The sequence below is a fragment of the Xanthobacter sp. AM11 genome, from assembly GCF_047444035.1.
Taxonomy (GTDB): Bacteria; Pseudomonadota; Alphaproteobacteria; order Rhizobiales; family Xanthobacteraceae; genus Xanthobacter.
In genome coordinates this window covers 2,484,326-2,501,734 of sequence record NZ_JBLAOA010000001.1, presented here as the reverse complement: position 1 = coordinate 2,501,734, position 17,409 = coordinate 2,484,326, and the positions used below count along the sequence as shown (strand labels likewise).

Below are 17,409 nucleotides of genomic sequence, written 5' to 3'. Positions count from 1 at the left end.
CTCCCGTGCCGCGGCTGGCCGCCATCGGCCTGGCCGGTCGTGCGCGTCGGTCAGCCCCATCGCCTCCTCGATCCCGCTGCGGCCAAGACGCTGCGTCCAGTCGAGCGGCGAGGCATCTCAGAATTCAGGTCGCATCAGTGAGTACCGGATTTCTCATACGCCCAGTGATGCGCCAAGCGACAGGAGCTGGGATCGAAGGCGGGGGGCGGCCTCACCCCTTGGGGCCGCATCCGCGGAATTTCCTCCCGAGCCGGCGAGGCCGTCCTTAGCTGAAGCGTTCACCTGCTCCCGTCCAGGCCGCAGCGAGCGCGATACGCGCGAGGGCCGGCAGGGATTTGGCACCGGTCTTCTTCATGATGGCCGCCCGGTGGTTCTCAACTGTGCGCTGGCTGATGCCGAGGTCCGCAGCGATGTTCTTGCTGGGATGACCGGCGAGCACCAGATCGAGGATCTCCCGCTGGCGGTGTGTTAGTGACGACAATTGCGCGGCGGCCGCGGCGTGCCACACCGGCCGCGCCTGCGCATTTTCCGCATGGTCGAGCGCCTGCTTCACGCACGCGAGCAATTCCCGCCGGCCCACAGGCTTCTCGATGAAATCGAAGGCACCGGCCTTCATGGCCTCGACCGCCATCCGCACATCGCTGTTCCCGGTAATCATGATGGCGGCCATGTCGTGGCTGGATCCCTGCAGACGCTTCAGCAGCTCCAGCCCCTTCATGCCGGGCAGATAGGCATCGACCAGGAGGCAACCGGCACGACCGGCGCCGAAGGCCTCGATGAAGGCCTCGCAGCTGTTGAAGTCCTCGACCGTCCGGCCATCCTCCTCCAGCACGCTGCGCATGCCCTGCCGCACATGGTCGTCATCATCGACGACGAAGATGGTCGGCGAAGCCGCCGGCGCGTGTTCGGCGCCCGGGGACGCGACGCCCGGCGCCACAGGCAAAGGCTGCGCGCAAAGCAGTCCCTGGATGATGTGGGTCAGCTCGTCCGCCTTCACCGGCTTGTTGAGCTGCACGCAATCCTGGCCCGCAAAGTCACGCAGGGCGATCGTGGATATGTCGCCGGTCACGATCACCACGGGAATCCGCCGGCCCAGCCTGGCGCGGAGGCGCGATGCCGTTTCCAGCCCCGTCATGCCGTTGGGCAGGTTGTAGTCCGCGAGGATGAGCTCGGGCCGGATGGCACTGCGCTCCACCATAGCGACCGCGCTGTCGCCGTCGGGCGCCATGGTCACGGCATGTCCCTCGGTCGTGAGCAGGAGTTCCAGCAGGGAGCGCACATCCGGATCATCCTCGATCACCAGGACCGCAGCCTTCCGGCTCCCCGCATCCTTGCCGGGGAGCGGGGCGGGGAGCGACGCGACGCGACGCTCCGGAGCCCGGGGCGCGAGCTTCACGTCGATGGAAAATACCGACCCATGATCGGGGCGCGAGCGCACGTGGACGGGATGATCCAGCAGCAGGCCGAGCCGCTGCACGATGGAGAGGCCGAGTCCAAGGCCAAGATTGCGCTCGCGGGCCGCGTTGTGAAGCTGGTGGTACTCGTCGAAAATGGCGCGCAGCTCGGTCTCGGGAATGCCGATCCCGGTGTCCCACACTTCGAGGCGCAGCCAGGGTCCATGCCGTCGGCAGCCCACCAGCACACGGCCTCGCGGCGTGTATTTCAGCGCATTGGAGATGAGGTTGCGCAGCATCTGCTCCAGAAGGCGCGGGTCACTTTCCACCGAGAGACTGCACGGGATCACGCTCAGGCTCAGCTTCTTGCCGCGCGCGTGATAGGTCAGCTCCTCTCGCATGCGATCCAGCAGATCGTTTACGGGGAAGGTCGCAACCTCGGCCTTTATGGTGCCGGCCTCGATCTGGTTGATGTCGAGCAGTGCGTTCAGCATTCCGGACATGGCGCTGATGGTCTCGTCGAGCCGCTTGATCAGCCGCTCGGCTTTCTCCCCCTGCGTAACCTTCGCCAGAAGGCCTTGAAGCAGGACCAGCGATTGCAGCGGCTGCCGCAGATCGTGGCTCGCGGCGGCCAGGAAGCGAGACTTGGCGCTGTTGGCGAGTTCCGCCTCTCGCCGCGCGGTTTCAAGCGCATCAGCAGCGCGCCGACGCTCCGTGACGTCGACGAAGGTGATGACGACGCCGTCGACCCCTCCGTCCTGTGTCCGATACGGCAGGATGCGGCGTAGATACCAGGCCCCGCCGCGGGCCTCGATCTCGCGCTCCAGCGCCGCCTGGTTCGCCAGCACGGACTCGATGTCCCGGATCAGGGCCTCGTCGGCGGCCAGCGAGTTGAGGTCCGATAGAGGCCGTCCCACGTCGCTCGGGATGACATTGAAAAGCGCACGCGTGGCCGGAGTGAAGAAGCGGATCTTCAGCTCGGTATCGAGGAAAAGGGTAGCAACGTCAGTGCTGTAGAGCACGTTCTGGAGGTCGCTGGACGTGGTGCGCTGACGCTCCAGCGTCTCCTGGAGCTGGCCGTTGAGAGCCGTCAGCTCCTCATTGAGGGACTGCAACTCCTCCTTGGAAGCCAGAAGCTCCTCGTTGGTGGACTGGAACTCCTCGTTGACCGACAGCGCCTCCTCGTTCACCGCCTTCTGCTCTTCGCTGGAGAAGCTCGAGGTTGCGGATGGCGCCTTCGAGTTCCGCGCGGGTGGCTTCAAGCTCCCGCTCCAGCTCGTTCACGCGCGAGACATTGCGCGCGGGGCGCGACGGCGCGGATGAGACACCGGCTGTGGCGGCATCGAGGAAGCAGATCAGGAGGAGGTCTTCGCCTTCGCTCTGCAATGGATGCACGGCGATGCTGAAGGAGAAAGGCTCGCCGTCCCGGCGGGCGCGGCCGCCCGTCACGACGACGCGCTTCTTCTCCTGGCTGGCCTGATGGATCGCCGCCCTGAGCTTGGTGCGGATGCCCTCCCGGGCCATTGAGAGAAGGTCGTGGGTCGGCTGGCCGGGAGCGAGCCGCAGATAGGGGTCCGTGGACCCCAGATAGTAAAGACACTCGTATGCGCGATTGATCAGAACCGCTGCCGGCGCATAGTTCTCCAGAACCACCTGCCAGCACAGCTCGGCGAAGGCGACCTGCCGCGACGGCGTGGCGACCTTGGCCGGGCGCGCAGGAAGGTGAACGGCATCCTTCGCGCCGATCGGAAAGGGCAGAGCACCGGCTCTGCGCTGCCCGACACGCCGGTAAAGCCTGAGGGGCTTGGAGAGGAGATCGAACCGGGCGTCGCCGCCGCTCACCTCTTCCGAGGTTCCCAGCAGGAGAAGTCCATCGTCGAGAAGCGCGAAATGAAACAAGGAAATGGCCTTGCCCTGCGCCTCCGGCGTCAAATAGATCAGGAGGTTGCGGCAGGAGATCATGTCGAGGCGTGAAAAGGGCGGGTCCGCCAGCACATTCTGCACGGTGAACACCACCGCAGCGCGCAGGTCCGCCACGACCCTGAAGCCCCCGGCGTCCTTCAGGAAGAAGCGTTCGAGCCGCCCCGGCGAAACACTCTCGGTGACGGCATCCGGATAGAAGCCCTCCCGGGCCTTGGCGACGGCGTCGGGATCGACGTCCGATGCGAACACCTGCAGGTGGAGGTTGCGCTTGCGTGCCGCGATCGCCTCGAAGAACAGCATCGCCAGGGAATAGGCTTCCTCCCCCGTGCTGCACGCGGGCACCCATATGCGCAGGGGGCGGCCAGGCGGGTGGTCCCGGACCAGATCGGGGATGATCTTTTCCTCGAGCGCCTTAAACACTTCGGGATCGCGGAAGAAACCGGTGACGTTGATGAGCAGGTCCTTGGCCAGCAGTTCCAGCTCAACCGGGTCCTTATGCAGCAGGTCGAGATACCGGTCCATATCGTGGGGCGGCATGGCGGCCAGGGCCATGCGCCGTTCGGTGCGGCGCTGCAACGTTCCGGGCTTGTAGAGGGTGAAGTCGAACGCGGTGCTCGTCCGGAGGAGCTCGACAACTTGCTTCAAGGCGCCGTTCGCCGGTCCGTCGTCCGGCTGCCGAGTGCGGACGAGCAGGGCGGCTGGGATCTTGTCCACGGGCAGCACGAGATCCACGACACCAGCTGCGATGGCACTGCGCGGCATGCCATCGTAATCGGCCTCCTCGGGATCCTGCGCGAAGGTGAAGCCACCGCCCTCCTTTACCGCCTTGAGCCCGGCGCTGCCGTCTCCTCCCGTTCCGGACAGCACGACCCCGCAGGCACTGGAGCCGTATTCCGATGCCAGCGACTTCAGCAGGAAGTCGAAAGGCAGGCGGGCCCCGTGGGGCGCCCCGGGCGTGGAGAGGCGCAGGTGGCCTGCCTCGACCGACAGATAGAATGCGGGTGGAATGACATAAAGGTGGTCCGGCTCGACCAGCATGCCATCGGCAGCCTGCTGCACCGACATGGTGGTGTGGGGTGCCAGGAGATCCGCCATCATGCTTTCATGGGTCGGATCGAGGTGAAGCACCAGGATGAGCGCCATTCCATGATTGCCGGGTAGCGCTGCAAGCAGCTTCTTGCACGCCTCTAGCCCCCCGGCCGAAGCTCCTACGCCGATGACATGGAGATCGCGGGGGCTGGACGTGGCGGCTACCGGCCCCAAAGGCTCGCCCCTTGATCGTGGCGTCGCTGATCTGGTCGAACGTACGGGCAGCTTCGGCATTCTCCTCATCTCCCGGCACTATAACCCCTCGCACCCACCATGGCTCATGCGGTTATGATTTGGGAAATATCGTTGAACCCGCACGCTGAGGCCTTGACTTTCACGTTGCCGTTGCCCCCAATTTTATCCCGCGGCGAGTTTGTTCTGGCGGTTGGATCTGGCCTTGTTGGCCATACGAGCCGTGTGGTCCCAAGACATTCGCCGCCATATTCAACTAATGGCAGCGCCGCTTGCGCGGGGCAGCTGTGTACTCCATGGCTGCCAGGAGGCATCATCGCGTGCCATCCCCATCACCGCAGTGGCTCACAGCTGCTGCACGATGTCGTCCGGCCGCCACTCCTGCTGGAACCACGCTTCCAGCGGGCCATAGAGGCGGAGTATCGTGAACCACGACTTGCCGGGGACGGTCTGAACCCAGTTGCTCTCGTGCCCGGCAGGTGCCTTCGGGCCGAAATACACATCCACGGAGCCATCGGGATTCGCTTGCACAGTCTGGTTCTGGCTGCTCACGCTCGGAAACTGTGCATCGGTCTGCAGCATCGATCGGGTCTGCGCGTCATACACGATCACCGACCAAAACATCTTGACCGGAATGTGCGGCGGCAAGTGCAGCTTGTAGTTCTTGCCTCCATCGAGCGGATTGTTGTCGGCATCCGTTACCGCCCATGGGTAGGTCGAACCCTCCCCGATGATCTGCGTGTCCATCGCCGGCGTGACGCCAGTCGCAGCGAAAAAGTACATCGCGCTACCGGTGAGGTTGGCGACACCCGGCTGCGACTCGAACCTGTAGCTGGCGCCGAGGCTCGCCAGGTGAAGCTGGTAGCACCGCAGGTCCTCCGGCTCGGCCTGGTCCGGCGAATGGCCGAGGAAGGCGGTGAACTCGGCGACCTGGCGGACATAATCGCGCTGGGTGTGCTCGCCGAACCGACGGATCGTCATGTCCTCGATCATCCGCTGCCGCAGCGGGCTGACGGCCGGCCGTGTGCTGGTGGGGTGCTCCTGATGGTCCACGGGGTTCTCCTGTCGGAAGAAACCCCGTGATCGTCCGCCCGCCTATGCCGGGCGCCACATGGAAAGTACCCAGCCGCCCGTCATGCAGGGCGCCTACCGCGGCAGCGGTTTAGTCCCTTGGCGCATCTTGCAGGTTCAAGGGGATGCCTCGCCGGGCGCGACCGAAAGGGCCGAACAGTTGCGCGACGTGCCGCCAGCTCACGATTTTACAACCTTTCCTGGCAAATTCAGGTGATAGCGCGTGTAGCGGCGCTCGCCGGTCCGCGTCAGGGCACCTTTCTCGACCAGATCGTGCAGGTCGCGCGTGGCGGTGGGGCGTGAGGTGCCGGTGATCGCGATGTAGTTCTCCGCGCTCAGGCCGCCCGTGAAGCCGCCGGGGCCCTCGCGAAACAGGCGGGCAATGACCTTCTCCTGCCGTTCGTTCATCTTGTCGCGGAAGCGATCGTAGAAATGCGCCTTGGCGATGTGGAAGGCGACGCGGCCGAGCGCCGTCTGCTGGGCCGCGATGATCGTTTGCGCGAAATAGACCAGCCAGCCCGTGACATCGAGCGTCCGCTGGTGGACTTCGAGCTGGTCGTAATAGGCCTTGCGATGCTGCTCGATGGTGTGGGCGAGTGCGATCAGCGTCGGCTGGCCGATGTTCTGGGCGAGTGATTTTTCCGCCAGGGTTCGGCCGATGCGGCCGTTGCCGTCCTCGAAGGGATGGATGCTCTCGAAATAAAGATGTCCGATCCCGGCACGGGTAAGTGCCGGCAGGGGATTATCGCCGTTCGGGGCCGAGCCATTGAACCAGGTGAGATAGGCGGCCATCTCTTCCGGAACCCGAGAGGATGGCGGCGCCTCGAAATGCACGGTCGGCCGATCCTGGCGGCCGGACACGATCTGCATCGCCTCCTCATGGTGGCGATAGCCGCCGATGGTCTCGAGGTGCCGGCTGTCCGCCATCAGCATGCGGTGCCAGCGGAATAGCGTGTCGGCATCGAGAGGATCCGCCCAGCTCCGGTAGAGATCGACCATCATCTCCGCGATGCCCCGTTCCTTCGGCTTCACGTTGCGATTGTCGGTGTCGAGGCCGAGCTGACGGCGCAGGGAGGATTGCACGCTCAGGCGATCCAGTGTCTCCCCTTCGATCGCGCTGGTCTTGACCGCCTCGTCGCTCAGGAGTTCGATCCGCAGCAGGTCCTGTTCACCCTCGCTGACATGCCGGACCGCGCCGATCACCTCGCCGGTGAGCAGCAGGAACCGCCGCTCCAGCGGTTCGAGGGCGACCGGATCATAGGCAAAATGCGGCCAGCCGTGCTGCGTCCAGTTCCACACCATGAGCGATAGAACTCCTTTCTATAGCTCACATAATAGCGAATATGCGATTGATAGATAGCCGTCCTATCGCTCATGGCAGAGCGAAGGGGACATTGAGCGCGTGACGCCGGGCCGATTGCGCGCCGTGCGACAAGGAGTGAATGGCCCTCATTCTGCCGAATAATCCACAATCTGCGATACTACCCAGCTGGGATAAGGTCTGGCACATGGGATTCGGCGTCTTCATCCACCGCTCGGATTCAATCTATCTTGATATGTCGCCAGGCCGTTGGCCCATCTGACGGCCGCCGCGTCGTCCCCCTCCAGGCCGCGGTCCGAAGGCGCAAGCCGTCCAGAGTGAGAGGACGAATTCCGTCTCCGCGACGGGTTGAAGGTGGGGAGAGAGGCTTCCCGCCGGCCCGTCATGGAGAAATCTCATGACCACATCCCCCCCCACCGACACGGCCCCGGCCAGCCCGTCCGCAGCCAGGGCGCTCGCCGCCAAGACGTCCCCCGCCAAGGTCTCCCCGACCAAGATCACCCTCAGCCGGTCCCAGGACATTCCCTTCAACAAGCTGGTACTCAGCCAGTCCAATGTCCGGCAGGTGAAGGCCGGTCTCTCGGTGGAGGAGCTGGCGGAATCCATCGCCCGCCGCGGGCTGATCCAGTCCCCGCATGTGCGTCCCGTCCTTGATGGCGCGGGGCATGACACCGGCATGTTCGAGGTGCCGGCGGGCGGGCGGCGCTACCGGGCGCTGGAGATGCTGGTCAAGCAGAAGCGGCTGTCGCGCACCGCGCCGGTCCCCTGCGTGGTGTCGGAGGCCGGCAGCGGCATCCTCATCGACGAGGTGTCGCTGGCCGAGAATATCGAGCGCGCGGCTGCACCCCCTCGACCAGTTCCGCGCCTTCAGGGCGATGCGCAACAAGGGCATGACCGAGGAGGCCAGCGCCGCCGCCTTCTTCGTGCCGGCGCAGGTGGTGCGCCAGCGCCTCAAGCTCGCCGCGGTCTCGCCGGCGCTGCTGGAGGTCTATGCCGGGGACGGCATGACCCTGGAGCAGCTCATGGCCTTCGCCGTGTCGGACGACCACGCCCGTCAGGAACAGGTCTGGGAGGCGGAGAAGGAGACGTGGCAGGACACGCCCCACCAGATCCGGCGCAAGCTCACCGAACGCACCGTGCCGGGGTCGGACAGGCGGGCGCTGTTCGTCGGCATCGCGGCCTATGAGGCGGCGGGCGGCACCCTGCTGCGCGATCTGTTCGCCGAGGATGGCGGCGGCTATCTGCAGGACCCGGCTTTGCTCGACCGGCTGGTGGCGTCGAAGCTGCAGGTGATGGCCGATGAGGTCGCCGCCGAGGGCTGGAAATGGGTCGAGGCGGCGGTGAGCTTTCCCTATGGCTTCGACAACGGGCTGCGCGAGCTCGCCGGCACGCCGCAGGGTCTCACCCCGCAGGAGCAGGCCACCCGCGCCGCGCTCGAGGCCGAGCACGCCCAGTTGGAGACGGAGTATCAGGACGCGCCGGAGCTGCCGGACGCGGTGGATGCGCGGCTCGGCGAGATCGAGACGGCGCTGATCGCCTTCGAGGACCGGCCGGTGCGCTTCGAGCCGGAGGAGATCGCCCGCGCCGGTGCCTTCGTGAGCATCGACGCGGACGGACGGCTGTCGGTCGCCCGCGGCTATGTCCGGCCCGGGGACGCGGCCTCGGCGCAGGATGATCATGAAGGTGAAGCGGCGGTCGAAGGCGCGGACGGCCCGGACGCCGGATCGCCGGCCTCCCGGTTGATCGTCGGCAGGGTGGGACGCGGCGGCGCGGCGGAGGACGAGGAGGAGGAGGGCATCAAGCCTTTGCCAGACCGCCTTCTCACCGAGCTGACCGCCCATCGCACCCTGGCGCTGCGCGACGCGCTGGCGGACCATCCCCATGTCGCCTTCACCGCCTTGCTGCACCGGCTGGTGTCCGAGACCTTCCGGCTTTCCTCGGCCGCGGGCTGCCTGGAGGCCAGCGTCCGGCATGTGTTCCTGCCGGTCCAGGCGGACGACCTGAAGGACAGTCCTTCGGCAAAATCCATCGCCGCGCGGCACGAGGCGTGGCGGGCGGACATCCCGGCGGATGAAACCGCGCTGTGGGACTGGCTGGCGGCCCTGGACGAGGCGAGCCGCATGGCCCTGCTCGCCCATTGCATCAGCCAGGGCATCACCGCGCTGCACGAGAAGCCGAACCCCTATGGCGCCGGCGTCACCGCCCACGCGCTGAAGCTCCGGCGCGCCCAGGCCGACCGGCTGGCGCGGGCGACCGGGCTCCATATGGCCGAGGCCGGCTGGCGGCCCACCCTCGCCAATTATCTCGGCCGCGTGCCCAAGGCCCGCATCCTGGAAGCGGTGCGCGAGGGCGCCGGCGGGCGGGCGGCCGGGCTGATCGAACATCTCAAGAAAGGCGAGATGGCCCAGGAAGCCGAGCGCCTTCTGGCCGACACCAGCTGGCTGCCGGAGCCGCTGCGGCCGGGCGATTCCGAAGCGACCGCCGCGACCGAAGCGGGTGCCGATGCGGATGGCGGCGTGCCCGCCCTGCCCGCCTTCCTCACCGAAGGCGACGAGGACGGCGTGGCGGACGCAGCCGAGTGATCGGCTGACGGGGTTTGCTCCCGGCTTCTGCTCTTCCTGCTCACGCGCCCGGCGGCCCATGCGGCAGCCGGGCTTTCTTTTGTCCCATGGGTAGAGCCGGCGCCCCTTCGGACGAGCGGAAAAGGGCCGGCGGGCCGGCGTGACGGGTCGAAAGCTGGAGAGAGGTCTCCCGCGCCCGTCGCGGAGACAGGCCATGGCGAAACCATCCCTTCATGCCCGCATCGGCGAAGGCGGGCGAACTTCTATGACGAGATCACCCAACAAGATCATCGCCCAGTTGGAGGCCGGCCGCGTGCCCTGGGTCCAGCCCTGGGGCACGGCGGCGGCGAAGGCCTCCCTCGCCCTGCCGCGGAACGCCGCCACAGGGCGCCCCTATTCCGGCATCAACATCCTGATCCTGTGGGGCGCAGTAATCGAGCGCGGCTTCCCCGGCCAGGGCTTTCTCACCTTCCGCCAGGCCGTCGCCCTCGGCGCCCATGTGCGCAAGGGCGAGCGCGGTACCACCATCGTCTATACCGACCGCTTCACCCCGGAGGACGAGAAACGCCGTGCCCACGAGACCGGCGAGGAGGCCGCAACCCTCCCCTTCCTCAAGCGCTTTACCGTATTCAATGCGGCGCAATGCGAGAACCTGCCGGAGGAGATCACCGCCGTGGCGCCGCCGCCGCCCGGCCTCATCGAGCCGCGGGTCGAAGCGCTGATCCGGGCCACCGGCATCGATTTGCGCATCGGCGGGGATCGCGCCTTCTACGCCCCGGCCCTCGATTATGTGCAGGTGCCGCCGCCCCAGGCTTATTACGAGCCCATCAACGGGCACCGCACGGCCCTGCACGAGTTCGGCCACGCCACCGGCCATGCCGCGCGGCTGAACCGGGATCTGTCCGGCCGCTTCGGCACCAAGGCCTATGCCTTCGAGGAACTGGTGGCGGAGATGAACGCCGCCTTCTGCTGCGCCTGCCTCGGCATCGTGCCGACGGTGCGCCATGCCGACTATATCGGCGCCTGGCTCGACGTGCTGCGCGAGGACAACCGCGCCATCGTGCGGGCTGCGTCCCAGGCCAGCAAGGCCGCCGACTGGATTCTGAACTTCCTACCGGCGGCGGAAAGTCCCCCGAGCCGCGGCAGCCTGGACGCAGCCTGACGCTTTGCCCCGACCCAACATTCCGCCCGGCTCCGCGCCGGGCGTTGCCATTTCAGGAGATCCAAATGGCCATTCCCGACCACCACCGCACCAATTTCGACACCCTGCTGCGCGCCGCCGCGCAGGGCCATCTCGCGCTGGTCGAATGCACCGACGCCGCCACCGGCGCGCCACGCTACGTGCTGTGCGCCGTCAGCCGCGACAAGGGCGATTATGTCCTCACGCCCTTCGGCCATCTGTGCGACGGCAACCCGTTCGAGGCCTATCGGCCCCCGGCCGAGGACGCCGCCCGGCTTCCCCGCGCGACAGGAAGCTGAAAGCCACTGTCGGACGCAACCGCGGTGCCGACGGCGATGCCCCTACCAATCGATGTCGAACCGCTCCTTCATGTCCGGGGTCCGGCTCCAAGCCTCACCGGGCAAGCGGTCAACGAAGCTCGTGAAAACGTCCCGAAAGGACCGCGCCGCATCGGCTTCATCGAGCTGCGCGGCAACGCCCGCCGGCAGAAGTGGTCTCATATCCAGCAGGAAGCGCGGATTGACCAGCTTGGCGAACATCCGCTCCTGGGCCTGCGCCCGGGAAATCGACTGGCCCGCGCGTTCCAGATAGCGAGCAAGCAGGATCGCCACACGCTCCGCAGCCAGTCCATTGAAGACCCGCAGCGTGTGGGCGAGATCATAGAGGTCACGGCCCTTGTCGCGCTGCAGCAAGGCTCGCAACTTGGTGGCCAGCATCTCCTCGCGGGAGAAGGTGGGAATAGATGCTTCGCCCGTGAACCACGGATTGTCCACGCGGAACTTCAGCGCGGCCAGCGGATCATAGGCCTCGATCTCGCGGGTATTGATCTCAATCTTCAGCCGGATCGGCGCGCCGCTGCCGTCCTCCGCCTCGATCCGGAACCGAAGCTTCGGGGCCACCGCGCTCTGATCGAATTGCGCCCGTCCGAGCCACGGCTCGAGCACCATGCGCAGCCGGTCGAGGACCGGGCCGATCGGACCGGCCGAGGTCCGCACGAGGTCCGCACGAGGTCGATATCCTCCGAATAACGCAGGGGCGCGGGGAAATGCAGCTTGTTGAGGGCCGTCCCGCCACGGAAACGCAGCGCCTCGTGCAGTTCAGCATCGGCGAAGATCGCCACCAGCGCCCGGCTGATGATGAGATCCTGCTCGACCTGCCGTGGATCGGCCCACGGGACGATCGCGCCCCAGGCGACGATGTTCTGTGCCGGGATCACTCGTCGAGCTCCGGTGTACGGCGCACGACGACGTGCCAGCGTTGATCGCGCTCCAGGGGAGATGGCGTGAAGTCGGGGTCGCGCGCCTCCCGGCGGTCAAGCTCCGTCCAGGCGATCGTCCCGCGCGCGCCCAACGCATCGTGCATCGCAGACGCCGGCGCCTCATGCCCGAGGCGATCCAGAAGATGGCCAAGACGCTGCGCCACCGGCTTTTCCACCGTGGCGGCGAGGTTGGCAAGCTGCATCGGGTCGATCTTCGAACCGAGATCGGCCAGCACCGTCGCGATATTGTCGATGCCGCCGGACGCCTGAGGGTAGCGCAGGAGATCGAGCGCCGTCAGGGCGGGCGAGGATATCTTCATTAGGCCGGTGTCGGTCTTGCGATCCTCGATCCCCGCCATCACCGGCGCCATGTCCTTGCGATAATAGAAGGCGATCAGGCTGCGGCCCGCCTTGATCCGGGGAAGGCGCTTGGCCGTGATGACCTGGAATTCCATGACGGCCTGATGCGTGGCGCCATGAAGTTCGGCGGCCTTCAGTAGTCCGACATAATAGGGCTGCTGCTCGTGCTGCATCAGCGCATCAATGTACCAGCTGGGCGGCGGCCCGCCCCAGTTCGCAAATTGCGGGGGAACCGCGACATAAAAACCCTGGCGCGGATTGATCAGGGCCTTGCGGCGCAGCAGACGTTCGGCGGCGTCTAGAAACGCGCCGCGCGGGATATCGAGCGCCTGTTCCGCCTCCCGGCTCGTGAAGATGATCCGGCCCTGGGCCAGAAGCCCGGCGATATGGGTCGCAAGCGCGGATCGCTGGTCATAAATCATGCTTCATTATCCGTGGTTTTAGCGGAAATTTCAACATGAATCCTCAATTTTAAGAGTTTGTGTATGAAAATCTGCTCTTACAGCGGATATATGCTCATAAAAATGAAGGACTGTAGCTCCCCATAGTCCGGGGAACGGAGGGTCCCAAGAGGGAAAGGACGGCCGGGACGGGGTGAGGCGGACGGGCACAGAGAGAGAGCGGCCCGCCGGCCTTGCCCGTTTCCCGCTCTCCCGGACCTTCCCCATGACCCCCATCTCCCCCTGTGCGGCCCTTGCGGCCGCACCGCTGTCGCACGCTTCCACTACACCTCCCTGCACCCCATCCCGCCTGCACCATGCCGCAACGCGCCTTCTCCCCCTTCTGGAACGCGGGGCGCGGATCGACGCCACGCTGCTGCGGGGCGAGATGGAATCCGCTTTCGGCGCGTCCGACGCGGCCGATGCCTGGGACTGGAAGCTCGCCTACGATGCCTGCGAGGCCGCCACCGTCCTGTTCCTGGGCAGATATGGCGCGGCGCTGTTCCGCAAGGCCCCGTCTCCTGCCGCCCGGCTCGCCGTGCTGGAGAAGGTGGCGGCACTCCTGCCGACGCACAAGGTCACCAACCGCCGGACCATCTACACCCACCCCTTGAGCGGCGCGCAGACCCGGCTCCTGACCATCGCCGAGAAACGGCACAACCGCCCCCTGGCGCCGGAGGAGGCCCTCGGCCATCTCGACGATCCGCGCGCGCGGCTGCTGGACGACGCGCGCTCCGGCCACGCCGCCGTCGAGGTGCCGGCGCCCGCGCTGATGCTGGACGACGGCGAGATCGAGCGCCGCGTCCGGCTGATCCGGCCCATGGAGCAGCATCATGCGTCGCTCACCATGATGGCGGAAAGCCACTGGCAGCGCGCGGACATCCAGACCGCCTCCCGGCTCTGGCAGAATGAGGTGTCGGAGGCTCCCGCCTTCACCGACGGCACGCTGCACATGGTCTGCGGCCTGCTGCTGCCGGTGTGGAAGCACCTGCCCGATGAATCGACGCGGGTCTACCGGCTCCAGGCCGACGACGGCGAGCGCATCATCGGCCGCAAGGTGTCCCCGGCCTGGGCGGCGGACGCCGCCACGGATCGGCCGATGCTGACGCCGGACGAGGCCTTCGCCGCGCTGATGGCGGGCCTGCCCCTCCTCGATCTCGCCGAGGGGCTGCAGCTCCGCCGCGTCCACATCATGGGGGCGCGGCGCATCGAGCTCACCGGCTTCACCGATGCCATGCGCGAGCGCCTGCGCGTCTGCGGCCTCTTTTCCGAGATCATCGCCTGGCAGTTGCGCTTCTTCGTGCCTGTCGATGCGAGCGGCGTCGGCGTGCTCCGCGGGCTCCTCGACCTCTATCCGGTCGCGCGCATCGTCGACCGCCCGGGCGCCTGAGGGGGATGCCATGTCCGCCCGCGCCGCCGATCTGGCGGAGGGCCTCGCGCGCCGCGCCGAAGCCGTGTGCCGCCACTATCTTCCCAAAGGCCACCGCCAGGGCCGCTATTGGTGCGTCGGCGATGTCCATGGCACGCCGGGACGCAGCCTCTTCGTCCGCCTCGCCGGGCCGGAGCCCGGCCCCGGCGCTGCCGGCCGCTGGCAGGATGCCGCCACCGGCGAATATGGCGACCTGCTCGACCTCATCGCCCTCAACCGCGGCCTCGCCAGCTTCCGCGACCTCGCCGCGGAGGCACGGCATTTTCTCATCCTGCCACTGGGCACCGCGCCGCGCCGGCCCCGGGACATCGCTCCGCGCTACGATGCGCACGCCGCGGCGTGCCCATCATCGGGACACGGGCCGAGGCCTATCTGCGCGCCCGCAGCATCACGGGGCCGTTCGACGCTCCCGCCCTGCGCTTCCCACCCGGCCCTCTGGTATCGTGCCGCGCCCGATGCCGAGCGCCAGTCCTGGCCCGGTCTTCTTGCCGCCGTGACCGATTTCCACGGCCGCATCACCGGTGTTCATCGCACCTTTCTCACTCCCGCCGGCCCCGGCTGCCCCCCGCCCGCCAAGGCCCCGCTGCCCGATCCGCGCCGGGCGCTGGGCGCGCTCCTCGGCAACGGCGTGCGCTTCGGGCGCGCAACAGACGTGCTCCTCGCCGGCGAGGGCATCGAAACCGTCCTGTCGCTGAAATCGCTGCTGCCCGACCTGCCGATGATCGCCGCCCTGTCCGCCGGCCACCTGGCGGCCATCACCTTTCCGCCCGGGCTGAAGCACCTCTATGTGGCGCAGGACAATGACGCCGCCGGGCGCATGGCGGCGGAACGGCTCCAGGCGCGGGGGGAGAGTGCCGGGATCGAGGTGTGCGAGCTCGTGCCGGTGTGGGGGGATTTCAATGAGGATCTGATGCGGATGGGCCCCCGCGGCCTCAGGCGAAGACTGGGGCGGGAGATCGGTTGAGGCAGATGGGGGATCATCGGGCATGTTGCATGCTGATGCTGGACAATGTCCCGCTGAAAGATCTTTTGGAAAGAAGTGGTGACGCCCGCCGCCGAGCGCAAAGTCGTCGCTCATCTCATGGGACAGCACGGGATGAGCGAAAGGCGGGAGTAGGGAGCCAACAGATTTTGCCGCACAACGATGAAACACCAGTCGAGGCTGAGGTGATGGCGGCATATTGCGCGAGCGCATGACTGCACCCGAGCATGCCTCGCCGCAGACTATGTGAACTGAAGGTCAGCTATGTCCGAATATTGCGAAGAGACCGCCCCATACAATAATAAACCAAGTCAAGCCGGCAAGAATTGTTCCGGCGTTGTCGTTTGCAATCCCCTCCATGATCAGTTGGGCGAGCGCCCAGATGGTGAGCGCGAAAAACATGACCACAAGAGGGATGCCAAATATGACCATGATAATCAGATGCATTGGCTCAGATCCTCCCTGCTCCTCTGGTAGGATGCGTGGAGCCGGCAGGCCAGCAAAGCACGAGCGGCCATTTTGATGGACGTAAGCCCAGCAAATTGAACCATTTGGAATTAGAGTTTTCCGAACTGTCGCTCCTTGGCCGATTCCGTTGAAAAAGTCGGCGTTGCTGTTGGGCCGAAGTCCTGATTCAGTTGTCCTTGCGGATGGAGGGACGAGGCGATGATGGGCGAGCGGACCGGGGTGCAGGAGGCTCTGTTCTACGAGTTCAGCCTGGAGCGCCATGTCCCTGCCGGCCACCTCGTGCGGGCCATCGACAGGTTTGTCGACCTTTGCGGCATCCGGGCGCACCTCAAGCCTTTCTACAGCGAGACCGGTCGGCCCTCGATCGACCCGGAACTGATGATCCGGATGCTCCTCGTCGGCTATTGCTTCGGCATCCGCTCGGAACGGCGGCTGTGCGAGGAAGTCCACCTGAACCTTGCTTATCGCTGGTTCTGTCGCCTCGGGCTCGATGGCCGCGTGCCGGACCACTCGACTTTCTCCAAGAACCGGCACGGCCGTTTCCGCGACAGCGATTTGCTCCGGCATCTGTTCGAGACCGTGCTGCAGCGTTGTATCGGGGAGGGCTTGGTTGGCGGAGAAGGCTTCGCTGTAGATGCCAGCCTGATCAAGGCCGAGGCCAGCCGTCAGAAGGGTGTCGAGGGCAAAGCGGGGCTATCGCCCGAGGCAGCCGGACGCGCGGTCGAGGAATATCTCGCCGTGCTCGACGATGCAGCTTTCGGCGCGGCCACCGAAGTCACGCCAAAATTCCTCTCGCCGGCAGATCCTGCTGCCCGCTGGACCGGCGCACATGGTGGCCAAGCCTTCTTCGCCTATTCCACCAACTATCTGATCGACGTGGAGAACGCGATCATCGTCGACGTAGAGGCGACGACGGCGATCCGTCAGGCCGAAGTCCTGGCAGCGAAACGCATGATCGAACGTTCGATGGACCGCTTCGACCTTTACCCGGCACGGCTGATGGGCGACAGCGCCTATGGCTCCGCCGAGATGCTTGCCTGGCTGGTCTATAAGCATGGCATCGAGCCGCACGTTCCGGTGTTCGACAAGTCGGGACGTCGCGACGGCACCTTCAGCCGAGCCGACTTCACCTATGACCGCGAGGCGGATGCCTATGTCTGTCCGGCCGGTAAGCTCTTGCGGCAGCGCCAGAAGTTCTACCGCACACCCAAGCCCCTGGTCGATGAGGATGGCATGATGCGCTATCGCGCCAGCAAGCTGGACTGCGATGCCTGTGCCCTGAAGCCTCGCTGCTGCCCGACCACGCCTGCCCGGAAAATACCCCGCTCGATCCACGAGGGCGCCCGCGACATGGCGCGGGCCATCGCCGGCACCGACGCCTATGTCACGTCGCGGCGGCAGCGGAAGAAGGTCGAGATGCTGTTCGCGCATCTCAAGCGCATCCTGAAGCTCGACCGCCTGCGCCTGCGAGGCCCGAACGGAGCTCGGGATGAGTTCCACCTCGCCGCAACCGCCCAGAACCTCCGGAAGCTCGCCAAGCTCCTCCCGAGCGCGCCGCAGATCAGCCCGGCATGACCGGAGAAGGCGTCCGCTGGCGAAATCCGGCTCCGTGCCAGCACGCCTCACAGGCCGACTTTTTCAACGGAATCGGCCGTAAGCGGGCCTTCACCTCACCCGCCTCCGGGCATAGGGCAGGCGACGATCACCCCCGCCGGACTTGGCAGTCTGACATAACAGAGGA

The 17,409-nt window shown here is 66.4% G+C and carries 11 protein-coding genes and 3 pseudogenes; 6 read left to right on the top strand and 8 right to left on the bottom strand.

The annotated features are described in order from the left end of the window. Positions 1-265: 265 nt before the first annotated feature. The 4 genes from ACI7BZ_RS11540 to ACI7BZ_RS11525 all read right to left on the bottom strand — a co-directional run bounded on the left by ACI7BZ_RS11540 (position 266) and on the right by ACI7BZ_RS11525 (position 6,971). Entirely contained in the window at positions 266-2,584 is a 2,319-nt protein-coding gene (locus tag ACI7BZ_RS11540; protein ID WP_414117297.1) for a response regulator, read from the bottom strand. Then, positions 2,493-4,640 (bottom strand): chemotaxis protein CheB, encoded by a 2,148-nt coding sequence (locus tag ACI7BZ_RS11535; RefSeq protein ID WP_414117296.1) that lies wholly within the window; start codon positions 4,638-4,640, stop codon positions 2,493-2,495. The genes ACI7BZ_RS11540 and ACI7BZ_RS11535 overlap by 92 nt, the downstream gene beginning before the upstream one ends. A 303-nt stretch (positions 4,641-4,943) precedes the next feature. Beyond that, complete coding sequence (locus ACI7BZ_RS11530; RefSeq protein WP_414117295.1) at positions 4,944-5,651, bottom strand: DUF1214 domain-containing protein; 708 nt, start codon at positions 5,649-5,651, stop codon at positions 4,944-4,946. Between the two features lie 198 nt (positions 5,652-5,849). After that, a complete protein-coding gene (locus ACI7BZ_RS11525; RefSeq protein WP_414117294.1) occupies positions 5,850-6,971 on the bottom strand; it encodes a Fic family protein in 1,122 nt (373 codons plus the stop codon). A gap of 515 nt (positions 6,972-7,486) precedes the next feature. Here ACI7BZ_RS11525 and ACI7BZ_RS11520 point away from each other — a divergent pair. From ACI7BZ_RS11520 to ACI7BZ_RS11510, 3 genes and pseudogenes are all read left to right on the top strand, one after another. Then, positions 7,487-9,572: pseudogene (locus ACI7BZ_RS11520) on the top strand (ParB/RepB/Spo0J family partition protein). A gap of 204 nt (positions 9,573-9,776) precedes the next feature. Continuing rightward, positions 9,777-10,713: pseudogene (locus ACI7BZ_RS11515) on the top strand (ArdC family protein). Positions 10,714-10,778: 65 nt separating this feature from the next. Next, entirely contained in the window at positions 10,779-11,030 is a 252-nt protein-coding gene (locus tag ACI7BZ_RS11510; protein ID WP_414117293.1) for a DUF6117 family protein, read from the top strand. Between the two features lie 42 nt (positions 11,031-11,072). On the opposite strand, the gene ACI7BZ_RS11505 is transcribed toward ACI7BZ_RS11510, so the two are convergent. The 3 genes from ACI7BZ_RS11505 to ACI7BZ_RS11495 all read right to left on the bottom strand — a co-directional run bounded on the left by ACI7BZ_RS11505 (position 11,073) and on the right by ACI7BZ_RS11495 (position 12,771). After that, positions 11,073-11,678, bottom strand: a complete 606-nt coding sequence (locus ACI7BZ_RS11505) for a nucleotidyl transferase AbiEii/AbiGii toxin family protein (protein WP_414117292.1) — start codon at positions 11,676-11,678, stop codon at positions 11,073-11,075. Further along, complete coding sequence (locus ACI7BZ_RS11500; protein WP_414119149.1) at positions 11,567-11,851, bottom strand: nucleotidyl transferase AbiEii/AbiGii toxin family protein; 285 nt, start codon at positions 11,849-11,851, stop codon at positions 11,567-11,569. The genes ACI7BZ_RS11505 and ACI7BZ_RS11500 overlap by 112 nt, the downstream gene beginning before the upstream one ends. A gap of 92 nt (positions 11,852-11,943) precedes the next feature. Continuing rightward, positions 11,944-12,771 (bottom strand): type IV toxin-antitoxin system AbiEi family antitoxin domain-containing protein, encoded by an 828-nt coding sequence (locus ACI7BZ_RS11495; RefSeq protein WP_414117291.1) that lies wholly within the window; start codon positions 12,769-12,771, stop codon positions 11,944-11,946. A 595-nt stretch (positions 12,772-13,366) separates the two neighbouring features. Here ACI7BZ_RS11495 and ACI7BZ_RS11490 point away from each other — a divergent pair. Beyond that, positions 13,367-14,179: pseudogene (locus tag ACI7BZ_RS11490) on the top strand (methylase); the annotation flags it as partial. Positions 14,180-14,189: 10 nt separating this feature from the next. Then, positions 14,190-15,182: a toprim domain-containing protein gene (locus tag ACI7BZ_RS11485; RefSeq protein WP_414117290.1), complete on the top strand. Its 993-nt coding sequence runs from the start codon at positions 14,190-14,192 to the stop codon at positions 15,180-15,182. A 276-nt stretch (positions 15,183-15,458) separates the two neighbouring features. Here ACI7BZ_RS11485 and ACI7BZ_RS11480 read toward each other — a convergent pair whose 3' ends face one another. Then, on the bottom strand, positions 15,459-15,647 hold the full coding sequence (locus ACI7BZ_RS11480) for a hypothetical protein (RefSeq protein ID WP_414117289.1): 189 nt from the start codon (positions 15,645-15,647) through the stop codon (positions 15,459-15,461). 219 nt (positions 15,648-15,866) lie between these two features. Here ACI7BZ_RS11480 and ACI7BZ_RS11475 point away from each other — a divergent pair, with 219 nt between their 5' ends. After that, entirely contained in the window at positions 15,867-17,243 is a 1,377-nt protein-coding gene (locus tag ACI7BZ_RS11475) for a transposase (RefSeq protein WP_414115758.1), read from the top strand. Positions 17,244-17,409: the final 166 nt, after the last annotated feature.

Coding starts and splice junctions, on each gene's coding strand:
- ACI7BZ_RS11480 (WP_414117289.1), bottom strand. CDS start 15,647: ATGCATCTGATTATCATGGTCATATTTGGCATCCCTCTTGTGGTCATG.
- ACI7BZ_RS11535 (WP_414117296.1), bottom strand. CDS start 4,640: ATGCCGAAGCTGCCCGTACGTTCGACCAGATCAGCGACGCCACGATCA.
- ACI7BZ_RS11475 (WP_414115758.1), top strand. CDS start 15,867: ATGATGGGCGAGCGGACCGGGGTGCAGGAGGCTCTGTTCTACGAGTTC.
- ACI7BZ_RS11505 (WP_414117292.1), bottom strand. CDS start 11,678: ATGGTGCTCGAGCCGTGGCTCGGACGGGCGCAATTCGATCAGAGCGCG.
- ACI7BZ_RS11510 (WP_414117293.1), top strand. CDS start 10,779: ATGGCCATTCCCGACCACCACCGCACCAATTTCGACACCCTGCTGCGC.
- ACI7BZ_RS11495 (WP_414117291.1), bottom strand. CDS start 12,771: ATGATTTATGACCAGCGATCCGCGCTTGCGACCCATATCGCCGGGCTT.
- ACI7BZ_RS11485 (WP_414117290.1), top strand. CDS start 14,190: ATGTCCGCCCGCGCCGCCGATCTGGCGGAGGGCCTCGCGCGCCGCGCC.
- ACI7BZ_RS11525 (WP_414117294.1), bottom strand. CDS start 6,971: ATGGTGTGGAACTGGACGCAGCACGGCTGGCCGCATTTTGCCTATGAT.